Annotated in this window: 13 protein-coding genes; 6 read left to right on the forward strand and 7 right to left on the reverse strand. The window is 69.3% G+C overall.

Annotated features, from left to right (window positions below):
- Nucleotides 1–6: 6 nt before the first annotated feature.
- The 5 genes from ACVK00_RS03220 to ACVK00_RS03240 form a co-directional block, all read right to left on the reverse strand.
- Entirely contained in the window at nucleotides 7–459 is a 453-nt protein-coding gene (locus ACVK00_RS03220) for a hypothetical protein (protein WP_284891508.1), read from the reverse strand.
- 116 nt (nucleotides 460–575) lie between these two features.
- A complete protein-coding gene (locus tag ACVK00_RS03225; RefSeq protein WP_043178306.1) occupies nucleotides 576–1,340 on the reverse strand; it encodes an ABC transporter ATP-binding protein in 765 nt (254 codons plus the stop codon).
- Nucleotides 1,337–2,194 carry an ABC transporter ATP-binding protein gene (locus ACVK00_RS03230; RefSeq protein WP_284891496.1) on the reverse strand — a complete coding sequence of 286 codons (858 nt, stop codon included), beginning with the start codon at nucleotides 2,192–2,194 and terminating at the stop codon, nucleotides 1,337–1,339. Before ACVK00_RS03230 ends, ACVK00_RS03225 begins: the two co-directional genes overlap by 4 nt.
- 11 nt (nucleotides 2,195–2,205) lie before the next feature.
- Nucleotides 2,206–4,017, reverse strand: a complete 1,812-nt coding sequence (locus ACVK00_RS03235; RefSeq protein WP_284891495.1) for an ABC transporter permease — start codon at nucleotides 4,015–4,017, stop codon at nucleotides 2,206–2,208.
- 40 nt (nucleotides 4,018–4,057) lie between these two features.
- Nucleotides 4,058–5,251, reverse strand: a complete 1,194-nt coding sequence (locus ACVK00_RS03240) for an ABC transporter substrate-binding protein (RefSeq protein WP_284891494.1) — start codon at nucleotides 5,249–5,251, stop codon at nucleotides 4,058–4,060.
- Between the two features lie 355 nt (nucleotides 5,252–5,606).
- On the opposite strand from ACVK00_RS03240, the gene ACVK00_RS03245 reads away from it, so the two are divergent.
- From ACVK00_RS03245 to ACVK00_RS03260, 4 genes are read left to right on the forward strand one after another with little or no spacing between them, the layout of a single operon-like run.
- The gene (locus ACVK00_RS03245) at nucleotides 5,607–6,620 is read left to right on the forward strand and encodes a LysR family transcriptional regulator (RefSeq protein WP_284891493.1); all 1,014 of its coding nucleotides are present in this window, start codon (nucleotides 5,607–5,609) and stop codon (nucleotides 6,618–6,620) included.
- A complete protein-coding gene (locus ACVK00_RS03250) occupies nucleotides 6,617–8,041 on the forward strand; it encodes an NAD(P)-binding domain-containing protein (RefSeq protein ID WP_284891492.1) in 1,425 nt (474 codons plus the stop codon). The genes ACVK00_RS03245 and ACVK00_RS03250 overlap by 4 nt, the downstream gene beginning before the upstream one ends.
- A 45-nt stretch (nucleotides 8,042–8,086) precedes the next feature.
- On the forward strand, nucleotides 8,087–8,617 hold the full coding sequence (locus tag ACVK00_RS03255) for a CMD domain-containing protein (RefSeq protein WP_284891491.1): 531 nt from the start codon (nucleotides 8,087–8,089) through the stop codon (nucleotides 8,615–8,617).
- Complete coding sequence (locus tag ACVK00_RS03260) at nucleotides 8,614–9,207, forward strand: peroxidase-related enzyme (RefSeq protein WP_284891490.1); 594 nt, start codon at nucleotides 8,614–8,616, stop codon at nucleotides 9,205–9,207. The genes ACVK00_RS03255 and ACVK00_RS03260 overlap by 4 nt, the downstream gene beginning before the upstream one ends.
- Before the next feature lie 54 nt (nucleotides 9,208–9,261).
- On the opposite strand, the gene ACVK00_RS03265 is transcribed toward ACVK00_RS03260, so the two are convergent.
- Entirely contained in the window at nucleotides 9,262–9,693 is a 432-nt protein-coding gene (locus ACVK00_RS03265) for an Lrp/AsnC family transcriptional regulator (protein WP_006753967.1), read from the reverse strand.
- Between the two features lie 303 nt (nucleotides 9,694–9,996).
- Here ACVK00_RS03265 and ACVK00_RS03270 point away from each other — a divergent pair, with 303 nt between their 5' ends.
- Both ACVK00_RS03270 and ctlX read left to right on the forward strand, forming a co-directional pair.
- Nucleotides 9,997–11,076: an ornithine cyclodeaminase gene (locus ACVK00_RS03270; RefSeq protein ID WP_284891489.1), complete on the forward strand. Its 1,080-nt coding sequence runs from the start codon at nucleotides 9,997–9,999 to the stop codon at nucleotides 11,074–11,076.
- 59 nt (nucleotides 11,077–11,135) lie between these two features.
- Nucleotides 11,136–12,137: a citrulline utilization hydrolase CtlX gene (gene ctlX, locus ACVK00_RS03275; protein WP_284891488.1), complete on the forward strand. Its 1,002-nt coding sequence runs from the start codon at nucleotides 11,136–11,138 to the stop codon at nucleotides 12,135–12,137.
- 87 nt (nucleotides 12,138–12,224) lie between these two features.
- Here ctlX and ACVK00_RS03280 read toward each other — a convergent pair whose 3' ends face one another.
- Nucleotides 12,225–14,975 carry an Hsp70 family protein gene (locus tag ACVK00_RS03280; RefSeq protein ID WP_284891487.1) on the reverse strand — a complete coding sequence of 917 codons (2,751 nt, stop codon included), beginning with the start codon at nucleotides 14,973–14,975 and terminating at the stop codon, nucleotides 12,225–12,227.

Consider the following 14,975-nt stretch of genomic DNA (forward strand, 5'->3'; position numbering starts at 1 on the left):
AGGCGATCAATCGTCGCGGTCGCTGTCGTCGTCGAAGCGATTGCGCTCGGCGTGCCGCGCGACCAGCCGGTCCAGCTCGTCATACTGACGATCGCAGAAAAGACGACACAACGTGTCGACGTCCGCGCGCGAGTCGACGTCGATCGTGTCGACCTGCTGCTCCAGCTTCCCCTTGCCGATCCCGAACAGCCCCTTCTTCATCCGCATGGAGACGACATTCAGCTGGAAGCCGTCCGGATGCGCGTCGCTCAGCGCGGTCACCCACAATTCCCGCTGATCGTCGGCCTGCTGCAGCACGAGGGCCGGCAACGGACCGTCCTGCGTATCGTCCCATTCGGCATGCTGCGACGCCCACGGGAATGCGTCGAATGCACGAACGAACGACGCATAATCGGTCACACCTTGCGGATCGAGTTGATCGAATTCGTAGCCGGCTTTCTGAATGGCGTAGGTCAACATGGCGCGGCGCTCCCGATGGCAGTGACGGTGACTGAGCGCTAATCTACCCGACAATTCGGTGTACATCGCGGTCTTTCGCGATGCTCGCATCCGGGCGCCGCCATCAGCCACGCCGGCTACGCCGCCACCGCTTCGCCACCTAGATAGGCATCGCGCACACGCTCATCGTCGAGCAGTGCCTTCGCAGGCCCTTCGAGCACGACACGCCCCGTCTGCAGCACGTACCCGTAATGCGCGATTTCCAGCGCGAGGCTCGCGTTCTGCTCGACCATGAACACGGTCACGCCCTGCCGGTTGATCGCGTCGATCAGTTCGAGCACCTTGTCGACGTAGAGCGGCGACAGCCCCATCGTCGGCTCGTCCATGCAGATCAGCTTCGGTCGTGCCATCAGCGCCCGCGCCATCGCAAGCATCTGCTGCTCGCCGCCCGACAGCGTGCCCGCGCGCTGCGTCAGCCGCTCGCGCACACGCGGAAACAGGTCGAGCACGCGCTCGTAGTCTTCCGCCACCGCCGTGCGGTCGCCACGCGTGTATGCCCCCATCAGCAGGTTCTCGCGCACGCTCATGTCGCCGAACAGCCGCCGCGCCTCCGGCACGGCCGCGATCCCGCGCCGCACGCGCTGCGGCGTCGCGAGCGCGGTCACGTCGTCGCCGTCGAAGCGCACGACGCCGCGGCGCGGCCGCATCAGCCCGAGAATCAGCTTCATCGTCGTCGACTTGCCGCTCGCATTGCCGCCAAGCAGGCTGACGATCTGCCCGCGGCCGACTTCGAAGTTCACGTCGAAGTGCACCTGCACCGGCCCGTAGAACGTGTCGAGGTGTTCGAGTTTCAGCAGCGCATCGGTCATGGTCGTGTCGGGTCCGGAAGAAAGTGCGGTCATGCGGCCGCCTGTGCTGCGCGGTCGGCCGGCGCGCCGCCCGCATGGCGGCGGCCGAGGTACGCCTCGATCACGCGCGGGTCGTGCCGCACGTCGCGCGGCGCGCCTTCGGCGATCTTCACGCCGTTGTCGAGCACCACCACGCGGTCGGACACGCGCATCACGAGTTCGAGCTTGTGCTCGATCAGCAGGATCGTCAGGCCGCGCGCCTTCAGCGACTGGATCAGTTGCAGCATCTCGGCCGTTTCCGTCTCGTTCATCCCGGCCGTCGGTTCGTCGAGCAGCAGCAGGCGCGGATGCAGCGCAAGCGCGCGGCCAATCTCCACACGCCGCCGGTTCGCATACGACAGGCTGTGCGCCGGATGATCGATGCGCGGCGTCAGCCGCTCGCCGAACCCGGCGACGATCGCGCGCGCCTCTTCGCGCAGTTCGGCTTCCTCGCGCCGCACCGACGCGGGCCGCACGAGCGCGCGCCACACCTCGGCCGCCGCGCCGAGCACGGGCCAGCCCGGCCGCGCCGCACGCAGCCGCGCATGCGCGCCGATCAGCACGTTGTCGAGCACGCTCAGGTTGCCGAACACGCGGCCGTGCTGGAACGTGCGCGCGATGCCGAGCGCCGCGAGCCGTTCGGGCGCCGTGCCCGTGATGTCGCGGCCGTCGAACGTCACTCGGCCGGCATCGGGCCGGTCGGCGCCCGCGATCAGGTTGAACAGCGTCGACTTGCCCGCACCGTTCGGGCCGATCACGCTCAGCAGCTCGCCGTCGGCGAGCGTCAGGCTCGCGCCGTCGAGCGCGGTCACGCCGTCGAAGCGGCGCGTCAGGCCCTGCACGTCGAGCAGGGGTCGGGTCGTGGTCATCGCGTATCTCCTCACACCGTGCCGAGCACGCCCTGCGGCCGGAACCGGACGAGCAGCAGCAGCACGAGGCCGTAGATCAGCATCCGGTAGTCGGCCGCCCAGCGGAACAGCTCGGGCAGGCCGATCAGCGCAATCGCGCCGGCGATGCCGCCGAGCACGTTGCCGAGCCCGCCGAGGATCACCATCGTCAGCGCGAGGATCGACACCTGCGAATCGAAGGTCTGGTGATTGATGTAGCTGTACAGGTGCGCGGCGATCCCGCCGCTCACGCCGGCCGCGACGCCGCCGACCGCGAACGCGATCGCCTTGTAGCGGTTCGGCGCGATGCCGTGCGCACGGGCGGCGACATCATCCTCGCGCACCGCGCGCAGCGTGCGGCCGAGATGCGAACGCAGCAGCCGCACCTGCACGAGCGCGAACACGATGAGCACCGCGAACGTGAACCAGTACGCGGCACGCGCGGTCGTCGCCCACGGCAGCGGCGCGATGCCGGTGATGCCGAGCGGGCCGCGCGTGAGGCCGTCCCAGTTCAGGATCACGAGGCTCACCACTTCGCCGATGCCGAGCGTCGCGATCGACACGTAATGCCCGCGCAGCCGGAACGCCGGATAGACGAGCAACGTGCCGAGCACGGCGGTGATGACGCCCGCGCACGGGATCGTCACGGCCGGCGACCAGCCGAGATCCGACGACAGCAGCGCCGACGCATACGCGCCGATCACGAGCAGCGCCGCGTGGCCGAGCGAGATCTGCCCGACCGTGCCCGCGACGAGCGTGAGGCTCAGCGCGAGCAGCCCGTACAGCCACGCGTTGGTCAGCGTCTGCAACACGTACGGCGATGCACCGAGCCACGGCAGCACGGCCGCCGCCACGATCAGTACGACAAGTACCGGGCGCGGCGCGCGCACGGCCTTCGCGGCCGCGAGGAAGGTCCCCGTCATCGGCTCGGGCGGCAGCGCGCGGTTCGCGCTGAACAGCCCGTTCGGCCGCCATACGAGGAATACGATCAGCAGCCCGAACGCGAACAGGTCGCGATAGCTGGTGCCGAACAGCGCGACGCCATAGCTTTCGACGAGGCCGAGCAGCAGGCTCCCGGCAATCGCGCCCGGCACGTTGCCGAGCCCGCCGATCAGCAGCGCGACCACGCCCTTCAGCGTTGCCTGGAAGCCCATCGCCGGATCGATGCTGTTGTAGTACATGCCGACCAGCAGCCCGCTCACGCCGCCGAGCGCGCATGCGATCGCGAACACGGTCTGGTTCACGCGATCGACGTCGACACCCATCTGCAGCGCCGCGTCGCGATCCTGCGCGGTCGCGCGCACGGCCCAGCCGAGCCGCGTGAATCGCAGGAAGCCGTACAGCAACGCGGCCGCCGCGATGCCGATGCCCGCGATCAGCAGGTCGAGCGAGCCGAGCGTTGCGCCGGCAATTCGCAGATGCCAGTCGGGCAGCGGCGTCGGCACCGCGCGCGGGTCCGCGCCGAATGCAAGCTGCGCGAGCTGGTCGAGGATGAAACTGATGCCGATCGTCGCGAGCAGCGGCGCGATGCGTGCCGCGTGCCGCAGCGGCCGCAGCCCGATCCGTTCGATCGCGACGCCGAGCGCGCCGCAACCGATGACGACCGCGGCAAGCGCGACCGGCAGCGGCAGCCCGAAGCGCGTCAGGCACAGCCAGCCGATGAACGCGCCGACCATGTAGACCGAGCCGTGCGCGAAGTTGATCAGGTGCGACACGCCGAAGATCAGCGCGAGCCCGACCGCGAGCAGCGCGTAGATGTTGCCGACGATGAGGCCGTTGAGCGTGTAATCGAGCCAGGAAGCCATCACGATGCGTCCGTTACGTGCATGCTGTTCAGGGCTGGGGTCAACGCGCGGCGAGCTGCGGCTTCGCGCCATCCCATAGCGCCCACTGCCCCTGCTTCACGACCAGATACACGGTGCGCGCGCCCGCGACGCGGCGCGTCTGCGGATCGAAGCGCACCTTGCCGAAGATCACGCTCGGCACGTCGCTGATTTTCGCGAAGCCGTCGTGCGCGGCCTGGCGTGTCGTGCCGTAGCGGCGCAGCACCTCGGCCGACAGGATCAGCGCGTCGTACGCACGCGCGACGAACGAATCGGGATCGGCATGGAATTTCGCGCGATAGCGCTGCACGAACACCTGCACCTCGGGGCGCGGTTCCGCCGGGAAGAAGTTCGATTCCGTATAGACGCCATCGACGGCCGCGCCGCCCAGCTCGAGGAATTTCGGCGAATACACGGAGCCAACCGCCGCGATCGGCAGCGTGACGCCCGACGTGCGCGCCTGCCGCACGATCTGCGCGCCGTCCGCGTAGTACGAGATCAGCACGATCGAATCGGGCTTCGATTCACCGATCCGCACGAGCGTCGAACGGAAATCCTTCTCCGTCGGCTGGTAGCCTTCGGCCGCGACGACCTGCGCGCCGAGCCCGGCCACCGCCCTCGCGAAGATGTCCTTGCTGGTGCGGCCCCAGTCGGTGTTCAGGTACAGCACCGCGATCCGCTTGAAGCCGAGTTCCTTCACCGCGTAGCGTGCGAGCAGCGGCTGCTCCTCGGCCTGGCTCAGCGCGGTGCTCCACAGATAGTCGCCGCCCTTCGTGAAGTCCGGATGCGAGTTCGTGAAGCCGAACTGGGTCAGCTGCCCGCGCTGGTAGATCGGCGACGCGGCCATCGACGTCGCGCTGGAGAAATCGCCCAGCTCGATCGCGATGCGCGGATCGGCGACGAACTTCTGCGCGATCGCGACGGCCTGACGCGGGTCGCTGCGGCTGTCCTGGAAGTCGACTGCGAGCGGCCGGCCGTGAATGCCGCCGCTGCCGTTGATCTCGTCGAGCGCGAGATCGAAGCCGCGCTTCCATTGCTCGCCGTACTGCGCGTCCTGGCCCGTGAGCGGCCCGCTCACGCCGATCACCACCGGCTCGCCCGACACACCGGCCGCGAGCGCACCGCCCGTCGACAAGCCCCATGCGGCAGCGAGCGCCGCCACCGTGCCCAGCACGCGCCGCCATGCGCCGCGTGCGTCGTTCCCCGAAACATTCATGCGTCCCCCAGCTTCAGTCAGTCGAAAAGAGTGAGGGCATGTAACCATCCGGTTCAGGACGATCCAACGAAGTTTTGCGCATATCGATATCGTGCGCGGCGCGAAGCGCGTGATGCTCGCGAACGGCCATCCGCACACTCCGTGTCGCACGATGCATCGGCATGCATCGCATCGCGTTGATTCGATTGGCGTTTCGTTCACGTCACCGGTCGCTACCGATGCTCACGCGCGCACCACCGGCCATCGCGACGATCGGGCGCTTCGAAGTTTTTGCGCTGTCGATAGCAAGAATCATTATATGAATCACGCATGCTTGCGCTCCTACAATGCGCAAATCGCATCATCGGAACGCGTCATGGAGCTGCATCAACTCGAAGCCTTTTCCGCGGTCATGTCGGCCGGCAGCGTAACCGGCGCGGGCGAACTGCTCGGCCGCTCGCAGCCGGCCGTCACGCGGCAGATCCAGGAGCTCGAAGCCGATCTCGGCTACGCGCTGTTCGACCGGCACGGCCCGCGCGTCACGCCGACGCGGCGTGCCTTCCTGCTTTACGAGGAAGTCGAACGCTCGCTGGTCGGCCTGCGTGCGATCGAGGCACGCGCACGGGCGCTCGGCGATGAAACCGCCGAACCCGTCCGCATCGCGGCGACACCTTCGCTCGCGGCCACGCTCGTACCGGCCGCGCTCGCCGCGCTGCCTGACCACGCGCACGCGCCGCACTACCAGTTGCGCAGCGAATCGGCCGAACATGTCGTCCACGAGGTGCTGGCCGGCACGGCCGATGTCGGCGTCGTCACGCTGCCGATGGCGCATGCCGGGCTCGACGTGCACTGGATCGCGCAGACGCCGTGCGTCGCCGTGCTGCCCGCCGGCGACCCGCTCGCGGCGCAGCCACGCATCGCGCTGCGCGATCTCGCGCAACGCCGCATCGTGACGGTCGCAAACCGGCACCGGCTGCGCCAGCGGATCGATGCGGCATTCGCGGCCGCGCGGGTCAACGCGCGCGTGTTCATCGAAACCAATGCATCGCTGAATGCGGTCATGGCCGCGCGCGCGGGCATCGGGATCGGCATCGTCGATCCGGCGACGGGTATCGCGCTGCCGGTGGACGGCGTCGTCGCGCGAGCGCTCGACGTCGACATCCCGTTCGCGTTCGGCGTCGCGACACCGGCCGGCAAGACGCGCACGGCGGCCGTCGATGCGCTGCTCGATGCGCTGCGCCGCACGACGCGCGCGCTGCTCGACGACGTGATCTTTCATGAAGCGGCCGCGCACGACGCGCTGTTGCGTGGCGATCGGCTGCGCAGCGGCCGCACGCCGCCCGCGCCTCGCCCGACCCGCCCCCGCCGTTCGCGCAAGGAGGCCGCATGACGACCTCGCTCGACGCACTCGAAGCCCGGCTCGCGCAAGACCTGCGCTGGCTCGACCTGCCCGCGCCGTCGTGGGTGCCGCCGCGAGAGGCAGACGGCACACGCGTGCTCGACGTCGCGATCGTCGGCGGCGGCATGGCCGGGCTCGCGGCTTCCGCCGAACTGCGCCTGCTCGGCATCGACAACCAGTGCGTGATCGACCGTGCGCCGGCCGGCTACGAAGGCCCGTGGGTCACGTTCGCGCGGATGGACACGCTGCGCTCGCCGAAACAGCTCGCGGGCCCCGCGCTCGGGCTGCCTGCGCTGACGTTCCGCGCATGGTTCGAAGCGCAATACGGCCGCGACGCGTGGGACGCGCTCTACAAGATTCCGCGCACGCAATGGATGGACTACCTGCGCTGGTATCGGCGCGTGCTCGACCTGCAGGTGCGCAACGACACCACGCTCGTCGCGCTGCGTCCGCGCGACGACGGCCTGCTCGCACTCGATGTGCGCGGCAACGGCGAAGCGCAGACGCTGCTCGCGCGGCACGTGGTACTCGCAACCGGCCGCGACGGGCTCGGCGGCCCGTACGTGCCGCCCGTCGCGCAGCGCGCGCCGCGCACGCGCTGGGCCCATTCGTCCGAGCCGATCGATTTCGCGGCGCTCTCGGGCAAGCGCATCGGCGTGGTCGGCGCGGGCGCGTCCGCGTTCGACAATGCGGGCACCGCGCTCGAAGCCGGCGCCGCACGCGTCGACCTGTTCTTCCGCCGCGCGGACATTCCGCGCATCAACAAGCTGACGGGCATCGGCAGCCCGGGCCTCGTGCACGGCTACGCCGATCTCGACGACGCGACGAAATGGCGCTTCATGCATTACGCGCTGACGTCGCAGACGCCGCCGCCGCGCGACAGCGTGCTGCGCGTGTCGCGTCACCGGCATGCGCATTTCCATGCGGGCAACCCGATCGAGACGCTTGCCGAACACGCGGACGGACTCGACGTGACGACGCCGCGCGGGCGCTACACCGTCGACTTCCTGATCTTCGCGACCGGCTTTCATTCGGACTGGACGACCCGCGCGGAATTCGCGTCGTTCGGCGCGCAGGTGCGGCGCTGGAAGGATCGCTATCGACCGGAGGCGGGCGCGTGGCTCGACGAGCTCGCCGAGTCGCCCGATCTCGGCCCCGCGTTCGCGTTCCAGGAGCGCGAGCCCGGCGCGTGCGCGGCCATCACGCGGATCCACTGCTTCAACCATGCGGCGAGCCTGAGCCACGGCAAGCTGTCCGGCGATATCCCGGCCATCAGCGCGGGCGCCGAGCGGCTCGCGCGCGGCATTGCGAGCCGGCTGTTCGACGCCGATCGCGATCGCCACTACGACGCGCTCGTCGCATACGCGAACGCAGAACTGCAAGGCGACGAATGGCGCGACGCCGATGCGTGAGCGCGCGTCCATCGATCACATTGACGACGAAGGGAACCTGAAACGATGACTGAATCCATCACGCCGGCCGGCGCGCCGGACACGATCGATGCGGTAGCCGGCCTGCGCGACGGCGATGCGGTCGCCGCGCTGCGCCGCGCGCGCGAAAAGGTGCTGCTTCATACTCGGTTAAGCGAGGCTGCGCTGTTCGATCCCGCGCTGCCCGATCTTTCACTAACCGAACGATTGCACGTGGCACGGTATGTCGCACAAAAATCGAATGCACTGGCATTGGCCGAGACTTATCGCGCACGACTGGTCGAGGCAGGCGGCACGCTCGACGATGTCGCACATGCGGACGCCGATGCGTTCGACGCACTGCCTCGACGCACCGGCGCGATCCTTGCGCATGCGCGCCTGCTGACGCTTTCCCCTGTCGATGCACGCCCGTCCGATCTCGATGCGCTGAAGTCCGCCGGACTCACGACACCCGCAATCGTCGCGCTGTCGCAGCTCGTTGCGTTCGTCGCGTATCAGCTGCGCATCGCCGTTGCCGCGCAAGCGCTTCAGGCACGTGCCGCCAAGGAGGCCGCATGACGACGACCGCCCACGGCTTCACGTCCGACACGCTCGGCTGGCGTGCCTGGCTCGACACCGTTGCGCTCGACGCCGCAACACCCGATCAGCTTGCCGTGCTCGAAGCGAGCCACCCGCACGCGAAGACGTCCGACTATTACCTGCTGCTCGTCCATCTTCCCGAGATCCTGCGGCAACGCTCGGGGGTATTCAACGCGATCATGTACGGCCCCGGCGGACTGTCGCGCGCGGAGCGCGAACTGGCCAGCACGGCCGTGTCGCGCGTGAACGGCTGCGTGTATTGCGCATCCGTGCATGCGCAGCGCTTCACGCAGCTCGCGAAACGCACCGACGCGATCGAGCAGGTGTTCGACGATCCGGCGACGGCCGGCACGACGGCGCGCGAACGCGCGATCGTCCGCTATGCGATCGCGCTGACGGAACGGCCCGATACGGTCGACGCGAGCGATATCGCCGAGCTGGAAGCCGAAGGGCTGACGCATGAGGACATTCTCGACCTGTCGCACGTGGTCGCGATCTTCGCGTGGGCGAACCGGTTGATGTTGACGCTGGGCGAGCCAGTGTTTCCGGAGCCGGCGGCCCACGCCTGAAGCCTGGGCAACCCGAACCTGTACGCAGGCTGACGCGGGTGCCACCCGCCCGCGTCACGCCTTGTGCGTCGACAGCAGAATACTCGTCTCGGTGCTCGCGATCCCGTCGATCAACCGGATCGCGCCGAGCACGCGATCGAAATGCTCGAGCGAATCGGCATGCAGCTCGGCCACGAGATCCCAGCGCCCGTTGGTGCTGTGGATCGACGCGACGTTCGGATGCCCGCGCAGCACCTTCACCACTTCCGCGCCGCGATTGCCCTGGACCGCGATCGACATCAGCGCGCGGATCCGGTGCCGCTCGGCCGCCGGCTTGAGCCGCACGGTATAGCCGACGATCACGCCGTTCTTTTCCAGCCGCGTCAGCCGGTTCTGCACGGTCGCGCGCGCGACGCGCAACTCCTTCGCGAGCGCGACGACGGGCAGCCGCGCATTGTCGCGCAGCAGCGCAATGAGCTGCCGGTCGACGTCGTCGAGCGTAATCATGAACGGACCTTCCTGTTGAACGTAACGAACGCGAGCCGGCCGCCAGCGTGCCTGACAGTGCACATTCCGACCCACATGAATTGAACAAATTGCCGAATCTGGGTAGCAATTTGTCAAGTCTATCGAGAAATCTGCCACTTTTGCCGTCTTTTTGTTGGCTCGACTCCCGGAAATAATGACTTCATCGACCGGCAGCCCACGCTGCCACGCCGCATTTGATGGAGCCGGGGCCCGGGCCGAAGCGCCCGCCCGGTCGACCAGAACGCCGGACACGCGTACCGGCAACACAATGGAGACAGACCGATGACTCGCTTCCTCGACGTTCCCGCCACCGCCCGACTGATCGCCAAAACCGGCGTCACGCCGTTCCTGCGAGAGCTCGTCGACACGCTGCGCGCCGACTACCTGCACTGGGCCGACTTCGACAAGTCGCCGCGCGTCGCGTGCCACTCGCGCGACGGCGTGATCGAGCTGATGCCCGTCGCGAACGCGTCGCTGTTCGCGTTCAAGTACGTGAACGGCCATCCCGTGAACGCCGCGCGCGGCATGCACACGGTGATGGCGTTCGGCGCGCTCGCCGAAGTCGACACCGGCTATCCGCTGCTGCTCGCCGAACTGACGCTGACCACCGCGCTGCGCACGGCCGCGACGTCGGTGCTGGCCGCGCAGGCCCTCGCCCGGCCCGACTCGAGCACGATGGCGCTGATCGGCAACGGCGCTCAGAGCGAATTCCAGGCGATCGCGTTCCATACGCTGCTCGGTATCGAGGAGATCCGCGTATTCGACGTCGATCCGCTCGCGACCGACAAGCTCGTGCGGAACCTCGCCGCGTATCCGGCGCTGCGCATCGTGCGCGCCGCGTCGACCGCCGATGCCGTGCGCGGCGCCGATATCGTGACGACCGTCACCGCCGACAAGGCCTATGCGACGATCGTCACGGCCGACATGATCGAGCCCGGCATGCACCTGAACGCGGTGGGCGGCGATTGCCCGGGCAAGACCGAGCTCGAAGCCGGCGTGCTGCAGGCGGGCCGCGTGTTCGTCGAATTCGAGCCGCAGTCGCGCATCGAAGGCGAGATCCAGCAGATGCCGGCCGACTTCCCTGTGACCGAACTGTGGCGCGTGCTGCAGGGCGAGACGAGCGGCCGCGAACGTGCGGACGAAGTCACGGTGTTCGACTCGGTCGGCTTCGCGCTGGAGGACTACTCGGCGCTGCGCTACCTGTACGCGCTTGCCCAGCAGCACAACGCGGGCGTCGAGATCGCGCTGATTCCGCCGGCCGTCGATCCGAAGAACCTGTTCGCGCTGATCGACGATCCGGCCGCGATCGCACAGGGTCACGCGGCGTTCGTGACCGACGCCGTCGCCGCGTTCGCGCGCTGATCGACCTCCGCGGGCGGCCGGTGCGCCGCCCGCTCTCCTGCCCTTCGCTCCCGCCGTTCATGAATCTCGTATCGATCCAGGCGCCGTCCGCCGTCGTGATGATCCGGCCGCACCGCTTCGTGCCGAACCCGCAGACCGCGGCCGACAACGCCTTTCAGCGCACGGCCGGCAACGGCGCGGGCAGCCCGCCGTCGGTGTCGGCCGCCGCGCGCGACGAGGTCACGGCCGCCGCGCGGACACTCGCCGATGCGGGCGTACGCGTGCACGTGTTCGACGACCACGGTGAGCGCGACACGCCCGACTCCGTGTTCCCGAACAACTGGTTCTCGACGCATCCGGGCGGGCACGTCGCGCTGTATCCGATGTACAGCGCGAACCGCCGCCGCGAACGGCGCGCCGACGTGATCGAGATGCTGAAGGCCGAATACCGCGTGCAGGACGTGATCGACTACTCGGGACTCGAATACGACGACGTGTTCCTGGAAGGCACGGGCGCGATGGTGCTCGATCACGTCGCGCGGATCGCGTACACCGCGCGATCGCGCCGCGCCGATCCGGTCGCGCTCGAGCGCTTCTGCACGAATTTCAACTTCGAGCCGATCTGCTTCGACACGGCCGACGCGAATGGAAAGCCGATCTATCACACGAACGTGATGATGAGCGTCGCCACCGAATTCGCGATGGTCGGCCTCGACCTGATCGCGGATCGGCGGCGCCGCGACGAGATCGCGCAACGTCTGACCGAAACGGGCCGCACGGTGATCGCGCTCGATCACGCGCAGATCGCGAACTTCGCGGGCAATACGCTGGAACTGTCGGGCAAGGACGGGCGCGTGCTCGCGTTGTCGCGGCGTGCGTTCGACTGCCTCACCGGCGCGCAACGCGAGACGATCGAACGCTCCGCGCGGCTGCTGCCGCTCGACGTGCCGACGATCGAACTGGCCGGCGGCTCGGTGCGCTGCATGCTCGCGGGCATTCACCTCGCGCGGCGCGCGGCAACCCGTGACGGGAAGGCAATCGAATCGGTGGAACGGCAACGCGAACCCGTGTCGCACGCCTGAGAGACAGCGACGGGCCGCGACGCGCGGCCCGACTCGACCGGATGATGCTTCGGTCTGCGAACCGGATCGACGCACCGCGCCGTTGCGTCAACCGGCCAGCAGCTTCAACCCGGCCGGCAGCGTTTCGCCGAACACGCGCGCCGTGTCGGCTTCGTCGAACGCGATCGCCTCGCGCACCATGTCGATCCACGCCGCCGATGCATTCGCGGCCGACAGACGCTTGATCACCGCTTCGCGCGTGTCGTCCGGCAAATCGCGTTCGCGGTCGCCCGTCATCCGCGCGATTTGCGCGGCCGCGAAGGCCGCGGGTTCCACCTGCTTCCAGTCCAACGCGAACAGCGCGTCGAGCCAGCGGTTCGCGATCCCGGCCGGCACGACACTGTGCGCGCTGCCGTAGAACGGCCCGCGCGCACCGATCCGCCCGAGCGCCCACGCGCACAGCGTGCGCTCGGCCGGCTTCTGCAATTGCACGATCAGTCGCTCGGCCAGTTCCACCTTGCGCTCGACGGGCAACCGTTCGAGCGACGCGGACAAGCGCGTCATGTCGGCCGGGCCGACCTTGGCCGGGTCGAACGGCAGCTTGCGGCGCTTGTCGTCGGACGGTTCGAGGAATGCGATCGCATCGCGCACCTGCGCCTGCGCATCGTCGTCGAGGCCGCCGGCCACGCGCCGCCACAGCGTCCACCACTCCGACCACACCTGCGCGTCGTTCACGTACTGAATCCCGTCGTCGAACAGCGGCCACAGCTGCTCGATGCGCCATGCATCGAGCGGATGGCCGAAGCCGGGGCGCAGGCAATAGCCGGCCAGGTTCAGCCATGCGCGTTCGTGATCGGCCGAGCGCCGCCGACGACGCGCCCGTGCGAGCAACGCGTCGAACAGTTCGCGCGCGAGCGCGACGTCCCACTCGTCGCGCGGACCGAGCACCTGTTCAAGTTGCGCGCGCAACCGTCGCGTGTCCTTCGGCGTGACGTCGGCGGCCTTGCTGCCGAACGAGCGGTCGATCAGCTCGATCGCGTGGTCGAGCCGCGGATGGCGCGCCAGCGCGGCGCCGTCGCCCTGCGCGGGCGCATCGCCGCGCAACTGGAATTCGAGCCGCCAGCGCCGCGATGCATCGTCGGTCGCGATGCAGTGCATTTCGAGCGTGCCGACCTCGGTCAGCGACGCGGTGAGTTTCACCGGCGTTTCGCGTGCGTCGCCGCCGGCCTGCCGGTCGACGACCGTCGCGATCGGCGGCAGCCGCACGAAATCGCCGCCGTCCAGCTCGACGAGATCGCCGGGCCGGTACGCGGTCTCGGCCACCGTCGACACGAGGTGGAAACGCACCGGCTGCCCGAGCTGCAGCGCGAACGTGCGCTCCTCGAGCCGGATCTCGCGGCCTTCCTCGGCACCGCGCGGCAGCAGGCAGACGCCGCGCGGCGCGGCGTCGCTCTCACCTTCACCGTCGTCGAGCACGAGGAAATAGCTGCGCGCGGAGCCGCCGCCGATGCGCGGCGCATGCCCGGCCCGCGCCAGGCCGTACGCCACCGCGCCGCGCGCGACGGCCACGTCCGGATGCGCGTTGTGCAGCACGTCGAGCGGTGCACCGCGCCATGCGCCGAGCGTCTGCGCGAGGCGGCCGGCGAGTGCGCCCGCACGGAACACGCCGCCGTTGAGCAGCAGCGTGTCGGGCAGCGGGCCTTCCGCATGACGGTTCAGGAACGCGGCGACATGGCGCGTGACGCCCGGGTCGCTCGCATACGGCAAGCCGAATTCGACGATCGCGGCCCGCGCACGGCGCGGCAGCTCGCCGGCGTCGATCTGCGGAAAGAAACCGTCGACGACGACCTGCTCGACTTCCTGCCGCGTCAGCTCGGCCGAGCGCGCGCCGCCGACGAGCTTGCTGCCCGCGCCGAGCAGCGTCACGGTGACGGACGCCGGCGCGTCGTCGCCGAGCAGCCGCTCCTTCGCGGCGCGGCAGCGTTCGACGAGCTGCGACAGGCTCGCGGCGGACAGCCGCGTACCGGGCTCGGTCAGCCGCGTCTCGACCAGACGCGCGAGCGCGAGGTCCATGTTGTCGCCGCCGAGCATCAGGTGATTGCCGACGCCGACGCGCGTGAAGGTCGGCTCGCCGTCGTCGCCGGGCGCGACATCGACGAGCGTGAGATCGGTCGTGCCGCCACCGACGTCGCAGATCAGCACGCGGCGCGCTGCGGCGAACGTGTCGCGCAACGTCGCGCGCTGGCCGTACAACCAGTCGTAGAACGCGGCCTGCGGTTCTTCGAGCAAGCGCAGCGCCGGCAGCTTCGCGCGCCTGGCGGCCTCGACCGTCAACGCGCGTGCGCCGTCGTCGAACGAGGCCGGCACCGTCAGGATGACGTCCTGCTTCGCGAGCGGCGCATCGGGAAAGCGGGCATCCCACGCGGCACGCACGTGCGCGAGATAGCTCGCGCTCGCGTCGACCGGCGACACCTTGTCGACGCCGTCGGCCGCGCCCCACGGCAGGATCGCCGCGAGCCGGTCAACCGATGCGTGCGACAGCCAGCTCTTCGCGCTGGTGACGAGCCGGCCCGGCACCTGTGCGCCGAGCGTGCGCGCATAACGGCCGATCACGGCCGGCGGCGCATCGGCCGCGCCGGCCTTCGAATCGGCCGCCCACGGCAGGCGCAGCGCGTCCGGCGGCAGCTCGCCCGCCGCCGGGTGATAGCGCACCGACGGCAGCAGCGGCTGCGCGGCCACCGCGCCGGGGCCGACCAGCTGATCGACGTCGAACACCCGGATCGCGTCGGAGCCGGCCTCGACGTATGCGACGACCGTGTTGCTCGTGCCGAGGTCGATGCCGACGGTATAGCGCTTCAT

This window comes from Burkholderia sp. PvR073 (assembly GCF_054055695.1).

Excerpts from the sequence above, each read along its gene's own strand:
- ACVK00_RS03230 (WP_284891496.1), bottom strand. The coding sequence starts at position 2,194 with ATGACCACGACCCGACCCCTGCTCGACGTGCAGGGCCTGACGCGCCGC.
- ACVK00_RS03255 (WP_284891491.1), top strand. The coding sequence starts at position 8,087 with ATGACTGAATCCATCACGCCGGCCGGCGCGCCGGACACGATCGATGCG.
- ACVK00_RS03220 (WP_284891508.1), bottom strand. The coding sequence starts at position 459 with ATGTTGACCTACGCCATTCAGAAAGCCGGCTACGAATTCGATCAACTC.
- ACVK00_RS03225 (WP_043178306.1), bottom strand. The coding sequence starts at position 1,340 with ATGACCGCACTTTCTTCCGGACCCGACACGACCATGACCGATGCGCTG.
- ACVK00_RS03250 (WP_284891492.1), top strand. The coding sequence starts at position 6,617 with ATGACGACCTCGCTCGACGCACTCGAAGCCCGGCTCGCGCAAGACCTG.
- ACVK00_RS03270 (WP_284891489.1), top strand. The coding sequence starts at position 9,997 with ATGACTCGCTTCCTCGACGTTCCCGCCACCGCCCGACTGATCGCCAAA.
- ACVK00_RS03280 (WP_284891487.1), bottom strand. The coding sequence starts at position 14,975 with ATGAAGCGCTATACCGTCGGCATCGACCTCGGCACGAGCAACACGGTC.
- ACVK00_RS03265 (WP_006753967.1), bottom strand. The coding sequence starts at position 9,693 with ATGATTACGCTCGACGACGTCGACCGGCAGCTCATTGCGCTGCTGCGC.
- ACVK00_RS03235 (WP_284891495.1), bottom strand. The coding sequence starts at position 4,017 with ATGGCTTCCTGGCTCGATTACACGCTCAACGGCCTCATCGTCGGCAAC.
- ACVK00_RS03260 (WP_284891490.1), top strand. The coding sequence starts at position 8,614 with ATGACGACGACCGCCCACGGCTTCACGTCCGACACGCTCGGCTGGCGT.
- ctlX (WP_284891488.1), top strand. The coding sequence starts at position 11,136 with ATGAATCTCGTATCGATCCAGGCGCCGTCCGCCGTCGTGATGATCCGG.
- ACVK00_RS03240 (WP_284891494.1), bottom strand. The coding sequence starts at position 5,251 with ATGAATGTTTCGGGGAACGACGCACGCGGCGCATGGCGGCGCGTGCTG.
- ACVK00_RS03245 (WP_284891493.1), top strand. The coding sequence starts at position 5,607 with ATGGAGCTGCATCAACTCGAAGCCTTTTCCGCGGTCATGTCGGCCGGC.